At 37.1% G+C, this 20,374-nt stretch carries 16 protein-coding genes and 1 other RNA gene; 14 read left to right on the top strand and 3 right to left on the bottom strand.

The window, feature by feature from the left end; genetic code table 11:
• The first annotated feature begins 71 nt into the window (after positions 1 to 71).
• Positions 72 to 2,036 carry a KUP/HAK/KT family potassium transporter gene (locus D0817_RS17070; protein ID WP_127339584.1) on the top strand — a complete coding sequence of 655 codons (1,965 nt, stop codon included), beginning with the start codon at positions 72 to 74 and terminating at the stop codon, positions 2,034 to 2,036.
• Between the two features lie 148 nt (positions 2,037 to 2,184).
• Positions 2,185 to 3,417, top strand: a complete 1,233-nt coding sequence (locus D0817_RS17065; protein WP_127339583.1) for an RsmB/NOP family class I SAM-dependent RNA methyltransferase — start codon at positions 2,185 to 2,187, stop codon at positions 3,415 to 3,417.
• A gap of 217 nt (positions 3,418 to 3,634) precedes the next feature.
• Here the strand turns inward: D0817_RS17065 and D0817_RS17060 are convergent, their stop codons facing one another.
• Positions 3,635 to 4,675 (bottom strand): AMP-binding protein, encoded by a 1,041-nt coding sequence (locus tag D0817_RS17060; RefSeq protein WP_127339582.1) that lies wholly within the window; start codon positions 4,673 to 4,675, stop codon positions 3,635 to 3,637.
• Between the two features lie 7 nt (positions 4,676 to 4,682).
• A complete protein-coding gene (locus tag D0817_RS17055) occupies positions 4,683 to 5,615 on the bottom strand; it encodes a CPBP family intramembrane glutamic endopeptidase (protein ID WP_127339581.1) in 933 nt (310 codons plus the stop codon).
• Between the two features lie 114 nt (positions 5,616 to 5,729).
• On the opposite strand from D0817_RS17055, the gene arsC reads away from it, so the two are divergent.
• From arsC to fumC, 3 genes are all read left to right on the top strand, one after another.
• Positions 5,730 to 6,074, top strand: coding sequence for an arsenate reductase (glutaredoxin) (arsC, locus tag D0817_RS17050; RefSeq protein ID WP_127339580.1), 345 nt, complete (start codon positions 5,730 to 5,732; stop codon positions 6,072 to 6,074).
• A gap of 96 nt (positions 6,075 to 6,170) precedes the next feature.
• Complete coding sequence (locus D0817_RS17045) at positions 6,171 to 8,621, top strand: TonB-dependent receptor (protein WP_127339579.1); 2,451 nt, start codon at positions 6,171 to 6,173, stop codon at positions 8,619 to 8,621.
• A gap of 615 nt (positions 8,622 to 9,236) precedes the next feature.
• Entirely contained in the window at positions 9,237 to 10,622 is a 1,386-nt protein-coding gene (gene fumC / locus D0817_RS17040) for a class II fumarate hydratase (protein WP_127339578.1), read from the top strand.
• Between the two features lie 99 nt (positions 10,623 to 10,721).
• Here fumC and D0817_RS17035 read toward each other — a convergent pair whose 3' ends face one another.
• Positions 10,722 to 11,924, bottom strand: coding sequence for an NAD(P)-dependent oxidoreductase (locus tag D0817_RS17035; protein ID WP_127339577.1), 1,203 nt, complete (start codon positions 11,922 to 11,924; stop codon positions 10,722 to 10,724).
• 240 nt (positions 11,925 to 12,164) lie between these two features.
• On the opposite strand from D0817_RS17035, the gene D0817_RS17030 reads away from it, so the two are divergent.
• From D0817_RS17030 to D0817_RS16990, 9 genes are all read left to right on the top strand, one after another.
• Positions 12,165 to 13,367: a serine hydrolase domain-containing protein gene (locus D0817_RS17030; protein ID WP_127339624.1), complete on the top strand. Its 1,203-nt coding sequence runs from the start codon at positions 12,165 to 12,167 to the stop codon at positions 13,365 to 13,367.
• Between the two features lie 68 nt (positions 13,368 to 13,435).
• Positions 13,436 to 13,831, top strand: a transfer-messenger RNA (tmRNA) gene (gene ssrA / locus D0817_RS17025).
• Positions 13,832 to 14,194: 363 nt separating this feature from the next.
• On the top strand, positions 14,195 to 15,460 hold the full coding sequence (locus D0817_RS17020) for a putative DNA modification/repair radical SAM protein (protein WP_127339576.1): 1,266 nt from the start codon (positions 14,195 to 14,197) through the stop codon (positions 15,458 to 15,460).
• Positions 15,457 to 16,233 carry a TIGR03915 family putative DNA repair protein gene (locus D0817_RS17015; protein WP_127339575.1) on the top strand — a complete coding sequence of 259 codons (777 nt, stop codon included), beginning with the start codon at positions 15,457 to 15,459 and terminating at the stop codon, positions 16,231 to 16,233. The genes D0817_RS17020 and D0817_RS17015 overlap by 4 nt, the downstream gene beginning before the upstream one ends.
• Positions 16,234 to 16,377: 144 nt before the next feature.
• On the top strand, positions 16,378 to 16,563 hold the full coding sequence (locus D0817_RS17010; protein WP_127339574.1) for a hypothetical protein: 186 nt from the start codon (positions 16,378 to 16,380) through the stop codon (positions 16,561 to 16,563).
• Between the two features lie 121 nt (positions 16,564 to 16,684).
• Positions 16,685 to 17,155 carry a hypothetical protein gene (locus tag D0817_RS17005; RefSeq protein ID WP_127339573.1) on the top strand — a complete coding sequence of 157 codons (471 nt, stop codon included), beginning with the start codon at positions 16,685 to 16,687 and terminating at the stop codon, positions 17,153 to 17,155.
• 181 nt (positions 17,156 to 17,336) lie between these two features.
• A complete protein-coding gene (locus tag D0817_RS17000) occupies positions 17,337 to 19,079 on the top strand; it encodes an ABC transporter ATP-binding protein (protein WP_127339572.1) in 1,743 nt (580 codons plus the stop codon).
• 159 nt (positions 19,080 to 19,238) lie between these two features.
• Positions 19,239 to 19,694 carry a DUF1810 domain-containing protein gene (locus D0817_RS16995; protein WP_127339571.1) on the top strand — a complete coding sequence of 152 codons (456 nt, stop codon included), beginning with the start codon at positions 19,239 to 19,241 and terminating at the stop codon, positions 19,692 to 19,694.
• 136 nt (positions 19,695 to 19,830) lie between these two features.
• Positions 19,831 to 20,256 (top strand): (R)-mandelonitrile lyase, encoded by a 426-nt coding sequence (locus D0817_RS16990; RefSeq protein ID WP_127339570.1) that lies wholly within the window; start codon positions 19,831 to 19,833, stop codon positions 20,254 to 20,256.
• Positions 20,257 to 20,374: the final 118 nt, after the last annotated feature.

The raw sequence follows: 20,374 nt of genomic DNA, 5'->3' as shown, positions 1-20,374 counted from the left end.
CTTTTTAATTTTAATTGACGCTAATTTATTTTAAAACAGTAAATTTGCAACCGTCTTTTATAAAAACATACATGAGCGCAGCGCATAAAAACTTACACAGTAAGTTGTCTATTGGAGGTTTACTAATCACATTAGGGATTATTTATGGAGATATTGGTACTTCTCCTTTATATGTAATGAAAGCCATTCTGGGAGAACACATTATTAGTGCTGACATTGTCTTAGGAGGCATTTCATGTGTTTTCTGGACATTGACATTACAGACTACAATAAAGTACGTTCTCATCACCCTTAGCGCCGATAATCACGGTGAAGGAGGGATTTTTGCATTGTATGCATTAGTCAAAAAAACCAAAATAACGTGGCTCATTGTACCGGCAATTATCGGAGGTAGTGCCCTGCTCGCAGATGGGATTATCACGCCGCCAATTTCGGTTTCATCGGCTGTGGAAGGAATAAAAACCTATTACCCGCAGATCAATACTATTCCGATTGTTATTGGAATTTTATTTGTTCTCTTTACCATTCAGCAATTTGGAACTAAATTAGTCGGTAAATTCTTTGCTCCGATGATGCTAATATGGTTTACCATGTTAGGAACTTTAGGAGTGATTCAGATTTCAAATCACCCTGAAGTTATAAAGGCACTTAACCCTTATTATGCCTATCACCTATTACAAATACATCCTGAAGGCTTTTTTGTTCTTGGACTGGTATTTTTATGTACAACCGGAGCAGAAGCATTGTACTCAGACATGGGGCATTGCGGAAGAAAAAACATCCGAATCAGCTGGATTTTTGTTAAGCTTACCTTAGTATTAAATTATTTTGGTCAGGCTGCTTTTTTGATCCATCATGAGGGTCAGACACTACAGGCTTTAGGAGGAGAAAACGGGAATCCGTTTTATCTGATTATGCCGGACTGGTTTCAGCCGGTGGGAATTGTTATCGCAACTTTGGCAGCCGTAATTGCTTCACAAGCCTTAATAAGCGGGTCCTTCACTTTGATCAATGAAGCCATGCGACTTAATTTCTGGCCGAAAGTAAAAATCAAATATCCGACCGAAGTAAAAGGTCAATTGTATATTCCGTCAATCAACTGGTTATTGTTTTTCGGTTGTGTTGGAATTGTCCTTCATTTCGAAAAATCAAGTAATATGGAGCATGCGTATGGTCTGGCAATTGTGTTATGTATGATCATGACCACTATTTTGCTGAACTATTACCTGATCATGAAACGTATTAAGTTAATTTTCATGGTACCATTAATTACGATTTACTTACTAATTGAATTTAGCTTTTTGATTGCCAATGTTACTAAATTTGCCGAAGGCGGTTATGTAACTTTAATCATTGCAGCTGTTTTAATTTCGATTATGACGATCTGGTATCTGGCCAAGAAAATCAATAAAAACTATACTAAAATTGTCAAAATTGACGACTATAAAAAAGTATTGATGGAATTAAGCGAAGACTTATCTATTCCAAAATATGCTACGCATCTGGTGTACATGACCAATGCGAACCGTGTGGACGAATTAGAACAGAAAGTAATGTACTCTATCCTGCAAAAACGCCCGAAAAGAGCTGATATATACTGGTTTGTACACGTTAACATTTTAACCGAGCCTTACAAAACACAATATAAAGTTACCGAAATTGCAAAAGACGATATTTACAGGGTCGATTTTAATTTAGGATTCAGGGAACCAACCAAAATAAACCTGATGTTCCGTGAAGTCATCAGGGATATGGTAAAGAATGGCGAAGTAGATATTACCAGCCGATATGAGTCTTTAAACAAAAATAATATTATCGGAGACTTTAAATTTGTATTGTCTGAGAAATTCCTTTCGAATGACAACGACTTAAGATGGCACGAAAACATCATCATGAACTCTTATTTCTTTATTAAAAAATTAAGTTTATCTGAAGAAAGAGCTTTTGGTTTAGACAGCAGTTCCGTAAAAATAGAGAAATTCCCGATGGTGCTTCATGCCCCGGAAAATATTGGATTAACGCGAATTATAAAATAAAGTTATTTCAAAATAAATTCAGAAAAACACTCTTTTAAACTTTATTAGAGTGTTTTTTTTTCTTTTTAGTGAAAGTCAAAATAACAATCAAAATTAAAAATTTAACTTTCAATCAATTAATAGTACCTTTGCAACTCAAATAATTAAAATGAGATTACACAGAAATTTAGTTTATACTACCATCGATTCCTTAAATGCGATCTTCAATGAAGGAGAATATGCAGACAAAGTGGTAGCAAGAGCCTTAAAAAAAGACAAACGTTGGGGAAGTTCCGACAGGAAGTTTGTTGCTGAAACGATATACGAAATTGTTCGTTGGAAACGATTATACGCAGAAATTGCCGAAGTAAAAGAACCTTTTGACAGAGATAATCTGTGGAGAATGTTTGCGGTTTGGGCCGTTCTTAGAGGATACCCTATTCCGGATTGGAGACAACTGGAAGGAACACCGGAAAGAAAAATCAAAGGTCGTTTTGACGAACTTTCTAAAATCAGGGCCCTGAAAGAATCTATTCCGGACTGGATGGATGAACTGGGAGTTAAGGAACTTGGCGAAAAAGTCTGGTCAACCGAGATTGCTGCACAAAACCAGCCTGCAAAAGTTATTTTAAGAACCAATACACTTAAGGGAACGAAGGAAAACCTGAGAAATACCCTGATGGATTTGAATATTGAAACAGAATATTTAAAAGATCAGCCGGAAGCTTTAGTTTTAAAAGAAAGAGCAAATGTATTTTTGACGGACGCTTTTAAACAAGGGCTTTTTGAAGTTCAGGATGCAAACTCACAGCTGGTGGCCGGTTTTCTTGATGTAAAACCAGGAATGCGTGTTGTTGATACTTGCGCAGGAGCCGGAGGAAAAACATTGCACATTGCTTCTTTGATGGAAAACAAGGGACAACTGATTGCAATGGATTTATACGAAAGCAAATTGAAACAATTGAAATTAAGAGCAAAAAGAAATGGCGCTTTTAATATTGAATACCGTATCATTGACACTACAAAAGTGATCAAAAAATTGCATGAAAAAGCTGATCGTGTCCTGATAGATGCTCCCTGCAGCGGTTTAGGAGTTTTGAAAAGAAATCCTGATGCCAAATGGAAACTCCAACCTGAATTTATCGATAACATCCGTAAAGTTCAGGCAGAAGTATTAGAAAGCTATTCTAAAATTGTAAAACCAGGCGGAAAATTAGTGTACGCAACTTGTTCTGTTTTACCATCTGAAAACCAGGAGCAGGTAGAAAAATTCTTAAAAACTGAAATCGGAAAGCAATTTACATTCGTAAAAGATCGTAAAATTCTGGCCTCAGAATCTGGCTTTGACGGGTTTTACATGGCCTTAATGGAACGCAAAAATGCTGTTGCTATAGAGGAGTAAATACAATAAGCACAAAATAGGAAAGCCTTTAGAAATTAAATCTAAAGGCTTTTTTTTATTGTTTTTTCATTATGTAAGTTATATAAGTTCATTTAATAGAAAAACTTAAACTTGCGAAGTATAATCCCTGCAGCTCAACATTGGCAATAATAGTTTCATTTTTATAAATCAGAACACAAAAACAGCAAAAACTGCTTAAATGAACTTATATGGTAAACTAGTCGAGGCTGCGCTTACGCAATAACTTTCCGTTTTCGTTTTCTTTAAACTTTGGAACAAAAACAATTTCTTTTGGTTTTTCATACTTGCCTAAACCATCAAAAAAATCAGTTGGAAAATCCTGTTTTTCGCCTTCGATAACCAGAATCAGTTTTTCGCCGAGAACAGAATCCGGAATTCCTGTTACAAAAAATCTTGACTTAATTCTGTCAAGTAATTTAGCCTCTATTTGTTCCGGAATGAGCTTCACTCCTCCACTATTAATGACATTATCGATTCTTCCTAAAAATAAAAACTGGTTTTCCCTTACAATCTCAACCAGATCATTGGTAACCACCGGATCTTCGGACATAACCGGAATCGTAATCACCAGACAACCACGGTCATCCTGCTCTATTTTTACGTTGGGCAGCACTGTAAAAACGTTCTCTCCAACTTTTCTGGCGGCAATATGCGTAATGGTTTCCGTCATTCCATACGTTTCGTACACCTCGGTTTTCAGGGGCAGTACTTTTTCTTCAAGCGCGGCATCCATTTTAGCACCACCCACAATTAGTTTCTTTACATTTTTCAATGCTTCAATCGAATTTTGGACCTGCAGAGGCACCATCGCCACAAAATTATATACCGTTGTGTTTAAAGCTAAAGGCGTTGTACCCGGAGTCACAATATCCAGATCAAGACCTAAAATCAAACTTCTTACGAGCATCATTTTCCCTGCTATAAACTGAACCGGTAAACACAATAAAGCTTTGTCTCCAGGCTCCAAAAGAAAAAAATCCCCTGTAGCTAGAGCGGAATGGATCATAGCGCGTTTTTCCAGACGAACCAATTTGGGAAGCCCCGTTGTTCCGGAGGTTTTCATTTCGATGAATTCCTTATTGTCGAACCAGTCCAGAAGAAATTCACCAATAGCCTGCTCGTTTGAATCTCCTTCTTTGATATAACTGTAAGCGACACGGCATAAATCTGCCGCGTTGAGATGATATCCGTTTATCTTAAAATAATTATGGACATTATTATGTGTTAATTCTAACATGAAAGTTTTAATTTGATGATTTTACAATACTAGTTTTACCTGTTAATTTTTCTTTCCAATTGTTCCAGCCATATTTTTTAGTAAAAATAAAGAGCAGAATCGGGTAGATAACCACAATAGGCAAAATCACGTCGAAACCAGCAGAAGGTTCGGACATATCTTTGAAAACAGAATGCGTCTGAAAAACGGACCAGTCGGAAGTAACTAACAGCGCCCCAATCAGGTTATTGGCAGCGTGAAAACCTAATGATAATTCAATACCTTCATCCATCAGTGTCAGAATGCCTAAAAAGAAACCTGTACCGATGTAATATATCATAATCACATAACCCATTTTAGCGACTTCAGGATTAAAGATATGCATGGAACCAAAAATCAGAGAAGTCAGCACTAACGGAAACCATCTGTTTTGGGCCAGATTAGCAAACCCCTGCATCAGATAACCTCTGAAAACATATTCTTCTGTACTGGTCTGTATCGGAATCAATATACTACCGATAACAACGAGAATAAGAAATGGAACTAATTTAAAATTCCACACAAAATTTTCAGGAGATTTAAAATATACTACTAAAAAACTAATCACAGAAAAAAACGACCATAATCCAAAAGAAAACAAAACCCGGGACCAGTCTATTTTACTGCGGGATGTTGTTATGGACAAAAGAGTCTGATGATGCAGGTACTTTACCACAAAATAAATTCCGGCGAAAGCAAAAGCGAAAGAAATCATTATCAAAAATAACGTCAAATTGGGTTCAAACATTTTTAAAGCAGCATCACTGTCCGTTGGAAAAGATTTATTTGAATTGAAAGTTTTGTAGAGAACCGCAATAGAAAAAGGAATCTGGCCAATAAATGAAGCAGTAATAATAAAAACAGATCCTAAAAGATATTTCCAGAATTTATTTTCGGGTTTAATTCCTTGTTCTAAAAACATATGTATAAAAGTTTAAAAATGAGAATTCAGTTTAATAAGTAAGTCTTATTTTTGGTATTGCTAAAATACCGAATTTTTTACTTTAACTATCCTGTAATAAATTAAAAAAATAAAATGATAGAAATTTACCATAATCCGCGTTGCGGAAAATCAAGAAACTGTCTTGCCTTTTTGGATCAGTCCAATCAGGATTACAAAATCATTCCGTACCTGACAGAAACACCTTCCTCTGCTGATTTAAAATCCTTACTTGGGAAGCTAAACTTAAAACCCCTTCAATTAGTGCGGGTTAAAGAAAAAATCTGGATCGAAAATTATAAGGAAAAAACAATGACTGATGATGAAATCATTCAGGCTATGGCCGATCATCCCATCTTAATAGAACGTCCGATTGTGATAAAAGACGGAAAAGCCATAATTGGAAGGGATCTTGATGTGGTAGCTTCTTTTTTAGATTGATTATAAAGAACAGCATTAACATTTTTTTGTGACTTTTCTCTTTAAACCAAAAGCTAAATTTGCGGTCTAAGAAGAAAAAGAAACCAAAAAAAACAAATGAAACAAATCAAATTTGCTGTATTACTTGTATTGCTTTTTACAAGTTTTTACAACTATGCACAACAACCGTCCTCTGGCAGCAACAAGGTAAAAGTTACCGGAAAAGTTTTCGAAAAGGTAAGCAGACAACCATTGGAGTATGCTACAATTTCGCTTATGGCCCCAAACGATACTAAAGTTATTGCAGGTGGAATTACAAATCCAAAAGGAGAATTTGAAGTGGCTGTTGCTCCGGGAACTTACGATATAAAAATTGAAGTTATTTCGTTTAAGGCAACCGAAATCAAACAAAAAAACATTCAGGGTGATACCAATCTGGGAGTGGTAAATCTTTCTGAAGATGCCGCACAACTGAACGAGGTTGTTGTTCGTGCAGAAAAATCTACCGTAGAAATAAAACTCGATAAAAAAGTGTACAATGTGGGTCAGGACATGATGGTAAAAGGCGGAACTGTAAGTGACGTTTTGGATAATGTGCCTTCTGTTTCTGTCGATACCGAAGGAAATGTAAGCTTAAGGGGAAGTGATAATATCAGGATTTTAATTGACGGAAGACCTTCAAATGCCATCAATGTAGCCGAAGCTTTACGCCAGCTGCCTGCCGATGCGATTGACAAAGTAGAAGTTATTACCAATCCGTCTGCGCGTTATGATGCCGAAGGTGGTTCAGGTTTAATTAATATTATCCTTAAAAAAGGAAAAAACCAGGGCCTTAACGGAACTTTTATTGCTTCTACAGGACTTCCTGAAACCTATGGTTTAAGTGCGAACCTGAATTATAAAACCGAAAAACTAAACTATTTTACGACTGCAGGGTACAACTACAGAACCAATGAGGGTGCCGGTGTAACCAATTCTGAATATTTAAATGAAGATGGTACTACTAAAAGTTATTTAGATGAAGACCGTGATACCAAAAGAATCCGAAAAGGATTTAACGGAAGAGCGGGAGTTGAATGGATTATTAATCCAACCACTTTTTGGACGAATGCCATCAATTACCAAAATAACTCAGGTGAAGACAAAGATTTAATCAACTATAATAATTTTGATGCCAATCGTACTTTCACCGGCAGCACTTACCGATTAAACAAAGGAATTACTGATAGTGATAATATAGAATATACTTCTAATTTAATCAAAAATTTCAACGACAAGGGACACAAACTAACCGCTGATTTATCGATTTCTAAAAATAATGATGATAGCAATAGTGATATTACAGGTACACAAAGATACAACAGCACCCTAAACGATCAGGTACAGAAACAAGTGCAGATCCAGACCGATTATGTGCTACCAATAAGCAAAGGAAGTCAGTTTGAAGCAGGATATAAAGGAAGTTTTAGTAATCTGAACAATGAGTATTATGTTCTTGATCCTCTTGGAGCAACCATTACTAATTTATCTAACACTTTAGAGTATAAAGAAAACATCAATGCACTTTACACGCAATATGGTTTTAAAGTAAACAAATTCTCATATTTATTTGGATTACGCTGGGAAGACACCAATATCGAAGTTAATCTTTTAGATACTAAAGTATTCAATACGAAGAAATACAACAATTTGTTTCCAAGTGCTTTTATTAGTTACGAGATTTCAGATCAGAGCAATTTCTCGGCAAGTTACAGCAAACGTCTTTCAAGACCACGAGGACGATTCATGAATCCTGCTGTCAATTACTCCAGTAATATCAATATTTTCCAGGGAAATCCCGATTTGGATCCTTCCTTAACGGATAAATTTGATCTTGGTTACATCAAACGCTGGGACAAAGTTACTTTTAATACATCAGCTTATTTCGAAAACACCAAAGATGTATTTAGTTTTGTTCGCTATCCAAATGGACAAATGGTCGGCGGAATTCCGGTGATCGTTAACACTCCGATTAACGTAGGGAAAGAACAAAAGTTTGGTTTTGAATTTACTCTTAACTACACCCCGTATAAATGGTGGAGATTAAATAGTAATTTCAATCTTTATAATGTAAAAACAACCGGAGAGAATACCTATACTGATATCGTAACCGGAAATCTTATCACTCAGGATCTGGACAATCAGGCTAATTCCTGGTTTGCAAGAATCAGTTCAAAAGTAACTTTGCCATACAAAATTGACTGGCAGCTGACTTCTATGTACAACGGTTCTCAAAAAACAGCACAGGGTAAAAATTTAGGGCAATTCGGAATGAATACTTCTTTCAGTAAAGATGTCTTAAAAGATAAAGCAACGATTGCTTTTAACGTGAGCGATATTTTCAACTCCAGAAAAATGAAATCCTATACCTATCTGGATGAAGTGAATTCATATAGTGAATTTCAATTCCGTAAACGTCAATTCAACTTATCTTTTACGTATCGTTTTAACAAAGCCAAAAACGAAAGAGATAAAAATGCTGCTCCGAAAGAAGGAGGAAATGAAGGCGGTGGAGAATTTCCGGGATAATTGGAGTTAAACTTTCAAAAAAATTAAATTCCAAATTCCAATTTTCGAATACTTAATTATAAAGTTTTAGAAAATTGGAATTTGGAATTTTTTTATTGAAGTTTGAATTCTTTCTATAGGAATTTGCATTTTTCGAAATAAAAAAAAAAGGACTCGTAAAAACGGGTCCTTTTTTTATGAAATCAATTTAATATTTAATTGATTGTTCTTGCTTTTTCTTTGCTCTCATTTCTTTGAACATTTCCCAGCTTGCTCCCGTAACCCAATAAGATACGAAACCAACTAAGAAGAACATTAACCAAAACCCTATAGTTAGAATGGTTAAGAAAAGTAAAAAACCTAAGTACTGTGAAAATTCAAACATGTTTTCCGGAATTTTTGAATGTAAGCACAAATGTAGCTTTTATATTTTTCCTTGCCAATAAAAACCAAATCAATTTTTATAAAATCACAATTATCCGTATATTTAAACTCATTTTAAATAAGGGCTTTTTTTTTAGTTTTCAGTCTCGGTCTCATTTTGCAGTTGTAGCAGCAGTCGCAGTTTACAGCCTTAGTGTTCTCAGATCACATTTTAAAGAATACATTTTACAAATATATTATACAATCAAACAAATGAAATACAGAATAGAAAAAGACACCATGGGAGAAGTTCAGGTCCCGGCCGATAAATATTGGGGCGCGCAGACAGAACGTTCCAGAAACAATTTCAAAATAGGACCTTCGGCATCTATGCCAAAAGAAATTATAGAAGGCTTTGCTTATTTAAAAAAAGCAGCTGCGTATGCCAACTACGATTTGGGTGTTTTGCCCCTCGAAAAAAGAGATGCCATTGCAGCAGTATGCAACGAAATATTAGAAGGAAAATTAGACGATCAGTTTCCGCTGGTGATCTGGCAGACAGGTTCAGGTACGCAAAGTAACATGAACGTAAATGAAGTAATCGCCAACCGTGCGCAGGTTCTTAAAGGTTTTCAGATTGGTGAAGGAGAGCAATTCATAAAAGCAAATGATGATGTCAATAAATCACAATCCTCCAATGACACTTTCCCAACCGGAATGCATATCGCCGCTTATAAAATGATTGTAGAAACCACCATTCCGGGTGTCGAAAAATTAAGAGATACATTGCATGCAAAAGCAATAGCCTATAAAGATGTAGTGAAAATAGGCCGTACCCACCTTATGGATGCCACGCCGCTTACCTTAGGCCAGGAAATATCAGGTTACGCTGCCCAATTAACTTTCGGATTAAAAGCATTGAAGAATACACTGTCTCATTTAGCTGAAATTGCACTCGGAGGAACAGCGGTAGGAACAGGACTTAACACTCCGGAAGGATATGACGTGAAAGTAGCGGAATATATTGCGAATTTCACCAATCATCCTTTCGTTACTGCTGAAAATAAATTTGAAGCTTTAGCAGCGCATGATGCTATTGTAGAAACACACGGAGCCTTAAAACAACTGGCCGTTTCCTTAAATAAAATTGCGAATGACATCAGAATGTTAGCTTCAGGGCCGCGTTCCGGAATCGGGGAAATTCATATTCCCGAAAACGAGCCGGGATCCTCCATAATGCCCGGAAAAGTAAATCCGACGCAATGTGAAGCTTTAACCATGGTTTGTGCACAAGTGATCGGAAACGATATGGCCATTGCTGTTGGTGGTATGCAGGGGCATTATGAACTGAATGTTTTCAAACCTGTTATGGCTGCCAATTTCCTTCAGTCAGCCCATTTACTGGGAGACGCCTGTGTTTCATTTGATGAACACTGCGCACAGGGAATTGAGCCTAACCACAAACGTATCAAAGAATTGGTAGACAATTCACTGATGCTGGTTACCGCGCTAAATACCAAAATCGGATATTATAAAGCCGCTGAAATTGCTCAGACCGCACACAAAAACGGCACAACCCTAAAAGAGGAAGCCGTTCGTTTAGGTTATGTAACTCCCGAGGATTTTGATGCCTGGGTAAAACCGAACGAAATGGTGTAAAAAAGTATTCAGTCTCAGTCTCAGTTATCAGTGGTTGGAATGGTAAATTTACACTACCCTTCAAGACTGCAAACTGAGACTGAGACTGAGACTAAAAACTTATTCCCCGTCTACATAATCCTGTAAGTAGCTGAATCTCGGAGTCAGTTTCCCTTTCTCCGTTATTTTGGCTCTTTGCAGAATTCCGTCTTGATCTCCATTGAAGAAAGCGGGAATTACATGTTCCATAAATTGTTCGCCGAAACCTTCACTGGCATCTTTTGGAATTTCACATGGCAGATTATCAACCGCCATTACAACAACGGCACCGGGATGGAAAACATCCACCTCTTTACCTTCAGCCGGCCAATATCCGTAAATTGGCTCTGCAATCGTAGAAGCACGCAAGGTACAGGCAATCGGACCGTTAACATCACAGGAAATATCAGCTACCACTTTTATTTTGCAATCACTGGCATTCAACATTTCCCTTGTCAAAATTACCGGTGCTTCACTGGCGTAAAAATGTCCCGTAAAATAAATATCAGTGACTTTAGTAAATTTTTCAAAATCAGAAACGTAGGCCTCCGGATGTGCCAAAAAATCATTAAAATCAAGAACCTGTCCGTCAATTCTTTTATTGTATTCCAAAACATCCAACTGCACGTAAACCGCTTGTGTATAGTTTTTGGTTAAATAATTTTCAACCGTAATTTCTTTTATTTTTATGGCGTCCAGAATTTCTTTCGCTCCACTTCCTACTTTACCGGTTCCGGTAATCACGAATTTTAAAGGCGGTAAAGTAATACGTTTTAAATGCATAATCAGGGCATCTTTTCCGGCAAGAGTTTCCGCTTTAGGCAATTTAAACAATTCGAATTTTATTCCGAAGGCTCTGATTCCATTATAAACGCCTACCATTCCGGCATATTTTCCAAATCCGATCAGCCTTCTGTTGTTGCTGTCTACGATAGTTTCATGATCGTATAAATCGATATTTTTCTCTAAGATAGCTTTTAAGAGCTTTCTATTATAAGGTTGTTTCTTGATGGTATGGGAAAAAAAGAAATACGATTTATTTGGTATCAAATTTTCTACCGGAACTTCTTTCACTCCAAATAAAACATCGCAGCCGGAAACATCATCTGTAATAGTTATACCTAAACTTTGGTACTGAATATCAGAAAATATTCTAATATCTGAACTTTCAACTTCAACTGTAGCGTCTTTATAAAGCTGTTTCAGTTTTGTCAGTTCATTTGGTGCAAACACTACACGTCTGTCCGGTGGGTTTTTTCTTTCTTTTATAATGCCAAATTTCATTTATATTGGATTAAAGTAAATATTAATATAACTTTTTAAGCTCAATTTGTTTCAAATATAACAAAATAAGTTAAATTTTTGTTGTAATTATATGAATTCAAACAGTTTTATAATGTTAAAAGCTGATGCACAATCAACTACAAAAAAAAGAAGTTAAAAAAAAGTTAAAAACTATATTCTGCAGATTAAAAAATGGCAAATCAAAAGTATTGAATTCTATATATTTGTTTTTAAAGAATGATGAAAATGAGCTTCCTTAAAAAAACAAATATACCACAAATACTTTTTCTAATCTTAGTTTTAGGATCGTGCGGAAAAGATATCAAGAATAGAGAAAAAGAAATTACAACGGTTGAAGATACTTTACCCAAGATGAAACCGTTAGGGCCTGAAAAAAAAATAAGCCAGGCCTATATTAATTCAGTTGCGGGAAGAATAAATCACTTTTATACTAAAAACTGGAAAAACAACAGTATGAACGGCGGTTTTCTGGTAGCCAAAAACGGCCAGATTATCTTTGAAAAATATAATGGTTACGCGGATAAAAATGAAGGAACTACGATAAATGCAGATACTCCGATTCATATTGCCTCTGTCAGCAAAGTTTTGACGGCGACCGCAGTTTTAAAACTGGTCAATGCCGGAAAACTGGATTTGGACCAAAAAGTAAATACTATTCTAAAAACCTTTCCTTACCCGGAATGTACGGTTCGAATGTTACTGAGCCATCGCAGCGGAATGAGAAATTACGCTTATTTTACGGACAGGGATAAATCGGTTTGGGACAGGCACAATCAATTGACCAACAAAGATATCTTAGAGCTTCTGGCAACTAAAGATATTGGATTAGAAGCCAGAACAGGTACCCGTTTTGCGTATTGCAATACCAATTATGCCATGCTGGCGCTTATTATTGAAAAAATAACCGGTCTGACTTATAAAGAGGCCATGACGCAAATGATTTTTAAGCCACTCGGAATGACGCATACTTTTGTTTTCGATTGGGAAAAGGACAGAAAAACAATCGTTCCGTCTTATAAAGGAAACAATGTAGAAATTGGACTGGATTATATGGATGCCGTTTATGGCGACAAAAACATTTTCTCGACTCCGCGCGATTTATTAAAATTTGACCGTGCGAGAAATTCACCTGACTTCTTAAAACCTGAATTGTTAAAACAGGTTTATACCGGTTACAGCAACGAACGTAAAGGCACCAAAAATTATGGTCTTGGAATCCGAATGATCAATTGGGAGACCGGACAGAATTTTTACTTTCACAACGGCTGGTGGCATGGCTACACTTCATCGTACATCCCGTTACAGAAAGAAAACATTACCATTATTGCCTTATCGAATAAATTTACGAGAAACACGTATGCGGTACGTAAACTGGCTCCGGTTTTCGGCGATTATCCGTTTAATTTTAAGGACGAAGAATAAAGAATATTTTTCTGAAAATTTTATTACGAAACTAACTTCAAATAGTATAAATTTGCAAACTCATTTTTGGGGTCGACTGGTTTTGACAGCAAGTCGAATTGAAAAGTAAGCACGTCGAGCATTGAGACCTTGCTCGTAAATATAAGATCTTACAATTTTACACGGCGAAAATAACTACGCTTTAGCTGCATAATCCGAATTATAGTAAGATTAGCCACGTCCCTATCAGATAGGGAAGCTGGATTCTCCTTGAAAGCCTTGGTTTGTGGCGTTCAGTAAAGGGGAACCGTAAAAATAGACCTAGATTTCCATGAGCTTCGGGTGGATTTCGAAATTAAGAAGATAAGTGTTGAGTGGTTGTTCCTGACCTAGCTCAACATCGAAAATCCAATCAGGAAATAAACGCGTAGAAAGCTCTTTAGTTGCTTGTTTGGACCCGGGTTCGATTCCCGGCGACTCCACTAAACAAAATCGCAATTATCAAATACATTGATAATTGCGATTTTTTATTTTTAATTCCTCCCCGGCATTGACCCCTATTTCATAACTTCCCTTTGTTCATTAATTCTGATTTTTACAGGAATATCCTTTAACACTGTTTGTTACAATTTAGAACACAAAACCAACGTCAATTTGTTACGAATTGCACTAATTTTGACAAACGTAAGATATAAAAACCACGATTTATACTTTCGATTAAAAGCGTTTGCCTGCTCCACAGCGAACAGGATGATTCCCAAAAACAAATAATAATCCTAAAAAGATCATTTTATTGGATGACGATTCATCGCTTTTATAACGATTTGCAACTATAAAAGAAAATTAAAATGGTACATGAAAGAGTAATGGAAAAGCTGGCCATTTTGTCGGATGCGGCAAAATATGATGTTTCTTGTTCGTCTGGTCAGAGTAATAGAAAGAATAAAGACAAAGGACTCGGAAATTCCAGCGGATCCGGTATTTGCCATTCCTACACCGAGGACGGACGTTGTGTGGCTTTACTTAAAATCTTACTGACCAATCATTGTATTTTTGATTGTGCGTACTGCGTCAGCCGAAAAAGTAATGATGTGAAACGGGCTGCCTTTACGGTGCAGGAAGTTGTGGACCTTACGATTGGATTTTACAGAAGAAATTATATTGAAGGTTTATTCCTGAGCTCCGGTATTTTTGACAATCCTGATTTTACGATGGAACGTTTGGTCAGAATTGCCAAGAAATTGAGGTTAGAGCATAACTTTAACGGCTACATCCACCTGAAAGCGATTCCCGGAGCCAGTGACGAATTACTCAAAGAAGCGGGAATGTATGCCGATCGCTTAAGTGTGAATGTTGAAATGCCAACCGAACAAAGCCTGAAATTACTCGCACCTGAAAAAAACCATAGCGATGTCATGAAACCCATGCACTACCTTAAAAATGAAATTGCCGGCCATAAGGAAGAGCGAAAATTAAACTTCAAAGCACCGCTCTTTGCTCCCGCTGGACAAAGTACACAAATGGTTATTGGGGCAACAAAAGAAAGCGATCTTGAAATTTTAGGAATGGCGGATTATTTTTATCAGCAGATGAACATGCGTCGGGTGTACTATTCCGGATATGTACCGATAAGTTACGACAACCGTCTTCCTGCTATCGGGACGCCGGTTCCCATTATCCGTGAAAACCGTCTGTATCAGGCCGACTGGTTAATTCGCTATTATGGTTTTAATGTCAATGAGATTGTCGGATTCGATCAGCCCAATCTGGATCTGGATATTGATCCCAAACTCGGATGGGCGCTGCGTAACCTGAATCAGTTTCCGGTAGATATTAACACGGCTGATCTCGAACTCATCAAACGCATTCCCGGGATAGGCTTTTTAAGCGCCAAAAAAATTGTCGCAGCCAGAAAGTTCAAAAAACTCACTGCGACGGACTTACAGAAAATGGGGATCGCTTATAGCCGTGCTAAATATTTTCTGGCATTTGCATCGCCCTTTCAACTGCAGAAGGATTTTACTGCCATTCAAATCAAGGATCATATTTTAGATGCTCAAAAAAGCAAATACCAAAACGATTTCTCCAATCAACTTTCTCTATTCGGCACATGACACAGGTAATATATGACGGTACTTTTGAAGGATGGCTCACCGCTGTCTTTGAAATCTATGAGTTCAAACTACAAGACATCGTTTTTGCAAAACAGGAACCGGCGACCAGTTTACTTTTTGCGGACACTTATTTTGTGGTAACGGATCCTGAAAAAGCGAAAAGGGTTTCCGATGGCTTAAAAAGTAAGCTTTCAAAGGAGGGATTTAAAAGAATCTACAGCACTTTTTTATCCGAAACAGCACAGTCGGAAGATCTTATGTTTCGATTTGCCAGCTATGTCTTCGCCTCCGAAAAAAACATAGAAGAAGATTTATCCAACACTGAAGTCTGGGGCATCCGGAAAGCGGCCCAGATAACCCGAAGAGAAAGCCACCGAATGAAAGCTTTTGTCCGTTTTAAATTCACTAAAGACGAGTTGTATTATGCCATCATTGAACCGGAGTGTGATGTGCTTCCGGTGATTGAAAATCATTTTAAGAGCCGCTATGCCGATCAGCGCTGGCTTATTTATGATTCGAAACGCAAATACGGCATTTATTACGACCTCGAAAAAGTCTCGACAGTGGAACTGCAATTTAGCGACGATGTAAATTCTGCTAAATTTTTAGCTGAAATTTGTGATCAGGAAGAAGCCTTTTTTCAAAATTTGTGGGTGCAGTATTTTAATAATGTAAATATTGAATCCCGAAAAAATACGCGTCTACACCTTCGCCACATGCCTAAGCGCTACTGGAAAAACCTGACGGAGAAAGTGGCAAACCTCAAAAAATAAAATAATGAGGCGTATGAAAATTAAATTAGAACAATAAAAAAATCTAAAAGCGCTAATTATTCGTACATATAAGAGAGTTGTTTCCAAACATATGCATGATTTTGTTGAAAGTACTTCTAAAAAAATTAACTTTGAAAGAAAAACATGAAAAATACAATGATTAAAATTTTAGTGCTCTCAGCAATTTTTTCTTTTGCCAGCTGTAGTGTAACTTCCGGCAGCCATTCGCACAGTTCTAACGGAAAAGTAAAACGCGTGCCACCCGGACAGGCCAAAAAAATGAACGGCGATAAGAGCGCCAAAAAATACGCTCCCGGACAAAACAAATAGCCCGCCAAACTAGTTTAATCACCCGGTTATTTATCTGAAATCTATTTTTGATTGCTTAATTTTTAACTTCGGCTTAGTTTTTGTTTTTAACCTAAATTATTAATCTAATATAACTATGATTATGAAATCTTTAAAACATTTATTGACGATATTTTCTTTTTTCGCCTTGAGTTTTTCTTATGCTCAGGTATCTGTTAATGTAAATATTGGAACACCGCCTGCATGGGGTCCCTCCGGATACGATAATGCCCGTTATTACTATTTACCGGATCTGGATACTTATTATGATGTAAATACGTCTAATTATATTTATGTAAGTAACGGACAATGGATTCGTGCAAGATCATTACCAAGAGTTTACCGCAATTATGACCTTTACAACGAGTACAAAGTAGTCCTTACTGATTACAGAGGAGACAGACCTTATGACAATTACAAAGTTCATAAAGTAAAATATGGCAAAGGGTACAAAGGAAGTCCGCAAAAAACAATTGGACAAAGACCTGGCAAGGGTAACAATAAACATGACCACGATCACGGTCCCGGAAAAGATAAAGGCCACGGAAATGGTCATGGTAAAGGAAAACACTAAGTTAAAACCATACTATTAAGACTGCAATCCGGTCTAATTCATAAAAGACCTGTAAACAAATTGTTTACAGGTCTTTTTTTATGCCAGAGGTTCACTTAAAATACTTTTCTAATTTGAAATAAGAATGGTAACTTAGTAAAAACCAACTGCAGTACCTGCACGCTGTTCAAAAAAACGCTTAATGAAAATACTCTGGAAATATTTACAGCCCCATCGCAATCTTGTTTTTCTTTCTTTATTACTCGCCGGAATAGCGCAGCTTCTCACTTTGGTAGATCCGGTAATATTCGGAAAAATTATAGATCAGTATGCCACCAATAAAAATAACCTCTCTGAAAATGAACTGCTTTCCGAAATATTGTACTGGCTGGGAATTGCACTCGGAATAGCCGTATTCGCAAGACTAAGTAAAGCAGCACAGGATTATTTTACCAGAAAAGCCGTTGCCGGATTTGGAATGTCTATTTTTAACGATGGACTGAAACAAACGCTCAGGCTCTCCTATCAGGAATTTGAAGAAAGCAGAAGCGGTACTACCCTATCCGTGCTCCAAAAAGTAAAAACAGATTCCGAACGTTTTATCAATTCCTTTATCAACGTCATGTATTCCTCGCTCATTGGCGTTGGGTTTCTTATCTGGTACAGTATCAATAAAAACTGGCTGCTGGTTCCTGTTTTTTTTGTTGGTGTGGTCTTACTGGGATCGCTAACAGGACTGGTTTCGAAAAAAATAAAAGGCATACAGAAATCCATCAACCGACAAACCGATAAGCAGGCCGGAGTAATTACAGAAAGCCTTCGAAACATAGAACTCGTCAAAAGCCTTGGCCTTACTTTCGCCGAAATTAAGCGAATGAATCAGCAGACGTTACGGATCTACAATCTGGAGATGCAAAAGGCAAAAAAAGTGAGTGTCCTTTCTTTTCTTCAGGGCAATATGCTCAATCTCCTCAAACAATCGATTCTTTTTATTTTATTGTGGCTTATTTTCAGGAAGGTACTTACGACAGGCGAACTGATTGCGATGCAATTTATATCGACTGCTATTTTTACCCCTTTGCAGGATTTGGGAAATATGATCATCTTATACAGAGAGGCAGATGCTTCTTTAAAGACTTTTGACCGTTTAATGAACAGGCCCATAGAAACACGCCCTGAAAATTCTATTGAAGTTGATAAACTGGAATCCCTTGAATTTAAAAACGTCATCTTCAAACACAAAACTGCCGGTTACAATGCGATTGATGATATTTCCTTTAAAATCAGCCTGGGTAATACCATTGCCTTTGTGGGACCATCGGGTTCCGGAAAATCTACACTTGTCAAATTGCTCGTGGGGCTTTACATTCCGGTAGAAGGAGCTATTTATTTTAATGAAATTAACTCCGACCAGATCCGTTACAATCCTCTGCGAAGACAAATTGGTTTCGTCACGCAGGATACACAGCTCTATGCCGGATCTATCAAAGACAACCTGCTTTTTGTGAATCCTGCTGCTACCGACGAAGAAATTAATGAAGCCTTAAAGAAAGCATCGGCATCGGCACTAATTGCAAAAGCTTCCCATGGCCTGAATACACTATTAGGAGAAAGCGGAATGAAGCTTTCAGGGGGTGAAAAACAACGCCTTTCCATAGCCAGGGCATTGTTACGTAAACCGCAGCTGCTTATTTTTGATGAAGCGACCTCTGCCCTGGATTCCCTGACCGAAGAACAGATCACGGCAACTATCCGGGAAATTTCGCAAAGCAGAAAACGAATGACCATTTTAATTGCGCACCGTCTTTCTACCATCATGCATGCGGATACCATTTATGTTTTGGAAAAGGGAAAAATTTCCGAAACAGGAAGCCATGAGGAATTGCTGGAGAAAAAAGGCCTTTATTATTCGATGTGGCGCCAACAGGTCGGCGAAAGAAGATAATAACAAGTTGATATGCTGTCAGATGAGGGAGATTTAAATTATATAACAAAGCCGGATAATTATATAAAATTAAAATAGGGATCGTCTGTATTTTTGAAATGTCTTTTAAGAGATAAAAACAGGATTTCACCACAACCTTTATCATAAATACATTCGACCATGGCTTACGCAAATAATGATTTAACCCGCTTTTTAGACGCACAAAACAAATTATATCTTACTGCCTTTTCGGAAATTAAAAAAGGGAAAAAAGAATCACACTGGATGTGGTTTATCTTTCCCCAGATAAAAGGACTGGGTAAAAGCAGTATAGCCGATTATTATTCTATTGCAGATCTGAAAGAAGCGACAGCTTATCTTCAGCATCCTATTTTAGAAAAACATCTCGTCGAAATCGCACAGCTTTTATTGCAATGTAAAAAGAAATCTGCCGAAGGTATCCTTGGGGAGTTAGACGCCCGAAAATTGCGTTCCTCACTTACACTCTTTAGTCAGGTTGAAAATGCAAATCCTATCTTTAAAGAACTTTTAGACACTTTCTTCGCAGGTCATTTAGATCCGTTGACATTGTCTATCGCTCATGCAACGATGCCGGTTCTTGAAAAAGTGGCTTAGTTTACAAGTGAATTGAAATATTCTTAGTCTGATTTTATCTAAAAAACTGAAGTTAATTAAAATTCAACTCTTAACTTTATACCAGGCCGCCAGCAACTTTAGTTACCGGCTTGTATAATTAAAAATTCAGAAAAAAATGACGACCGAAAATAACGATACCCTTTTTCCAAAAGGCAACAAATTACCTAATGACTGGTTTAGCGGAGAAGCTTTTTTAACAGCACTAATCGCGAGAGACAAAAACAACGAATTTTCGGCAGGAAGTGTCAGCTTTGATGCCAAAGCGCGAACTAACTGGCATACACATCCTAAAGGTCAGGTCTTACTTGTTACTGAAGGCCAGGGATATTATCAGGAAAAAAATCAACCGGCCAAGATTATTAAAAAAGGGGATGTGATCAATATTCCGGAGGATGTCGAACACTGGCATGGAGCTTCAGAAAATACAAACATGACCCATATTGCCATTACAAACTACAAAGACGATTTGCAGGTCACCTGGCTTCAGGTTGTCACAGATGAAGAATACCAAAGTGCCATAGCATCAATTAGCAATAAGTAGCCGTAAAATTAGTATTTCAATCGAAATCGGTATGCTTTCGAAAATTAAATTAAGTATTAAGATTTTGCTTTACATATAAACTTAAAAAAACCTGTAAATATATTGTTTACAGGTTTTT

This window comes from Flavobacterium cupreum (assembly GCF_003996965.1).
GTDB classification, from domain to species: Bacteria; Bacteroidota; Bacteroidia; order Flavobacteriales; family Flavobacteriaceae; genus Flavobacterium; species Flavobacterium cupreum.
Note: the sequence above shows the minus strand (reverse complement) of the source record. Positions and strands in the feature narration are given on the sequence as shown.

Excerpts from the sequence above, each read along its gene's own strand:
- D0817_RS17000 (WP_127339572.1), top strand. The coding sequence starts at position 17,337 with ATGAAAATACTCTGGAAATATTTACAGCCCCATCGCAATCTTGTTTTT.
- arsC (WP_127339580.1), top strand. The coding sequence starts at position 5,730 with ATGATAGAAATTTACCATAATCCGCGTTGCGGAAAATCAAGAAACTGT.
- D0817_RS17055 (WP_127339581.1), bottom strand. The coding sequence starts at position 5,615 with ATGTTTTTAGAACAAGGAATTAAACCCGAAAATAAATTCTGGAAATAT.
- D0817_RS17045 (WP_127339579.1), top strand. The coding sequence starts at position 6,171 with ATGAAACAAATCAAATTTGCTGTATTACTTGTATTGCTTTTTACAAGT.
- fumC (WP_127339578.1), top strand. The coding sequence starts at position 9,237 with ATGAAATACAGAATAGAAAAAGACACCATGGGAGAAGTTCAGGTCCCG.
- D0817_RS17005 (WP_127339573.1), top strand. The coding sequence starts at position 16,685 with ATGAAATCTTTAAAACATTTATTGACGATATTTTCTTTTTTCGCCTTG.
- D0817_RS16995 (WP_127339571.1), top strand. The coding sequence starts at position 19,239 with ATGGCTTACGCAAATAATGATTTAACCCGCTTTTTAGACGCACAAAAC.
- D0817_RS17035 (WP_127339577.1), bottom strand. The coding sequence starts at position 11,924 with ATGAAATTTGGCATTATAAAAGAAAGAAAAAACCCACCGGACAGACGT.
- D0817_RS16990 (WP_127339570.1), top strand. The coding sequence starts at position 19,831 with ATGACGACCGAAAATAACGATACCCTTTTTCCAAAAGGCAACAAATTA.
- D0817_RS17065 (WP_127339583.1), top strand. The coding sequence starts at position 2,185 with ATGAGATTACACAGAAATTTAGTTTATACTACCATCGATTCCTTAAAT.
- D0817_RS17010 (WP_127339574.1), top strand. The coding sequence starts at position 16,378 with ATGAAAAATACAATGATTAAAATTTTAGTGCTCTCAGCAATTTTTTCT.
- D0817_RS17070 (WP_127339584.1), top strand. The coding sequence starts at position 72 with ATGAGCGCAGCGCATAAAAACTTACACAGTAAGTTGTCTATTGGAGGT.
- D0817_RS17020 (WP_127339576.1), top strand. The coding sequence starts at position 14,195 with ATGGTACATGAAAGAGTAATGGAAAAGCTGGCCATTTTGTCGGATGCG.
- D0817_RS17030 (WP_127339624.1), top strand. The coding sequence starts at position 12,165 with ATGAAAATGAGCTTCCTTAAAAAAACAAATATACCACAAATACTTTTT.
- D0817_RS17060 (WP_127339582.1), bottom strand. The coding sequence starts at position 4,675 with ATGTTAGAATTAACACATAATAATGTCCATAATTATTTTAAGATAAAC.
- D0817_RS17015 (WP_127339575.1), top strand. The coding sequence starts at position 15,457 with ATGACACAGGTAATATATGACGGTACTTTTGAAGGATGGCTCACCGCT.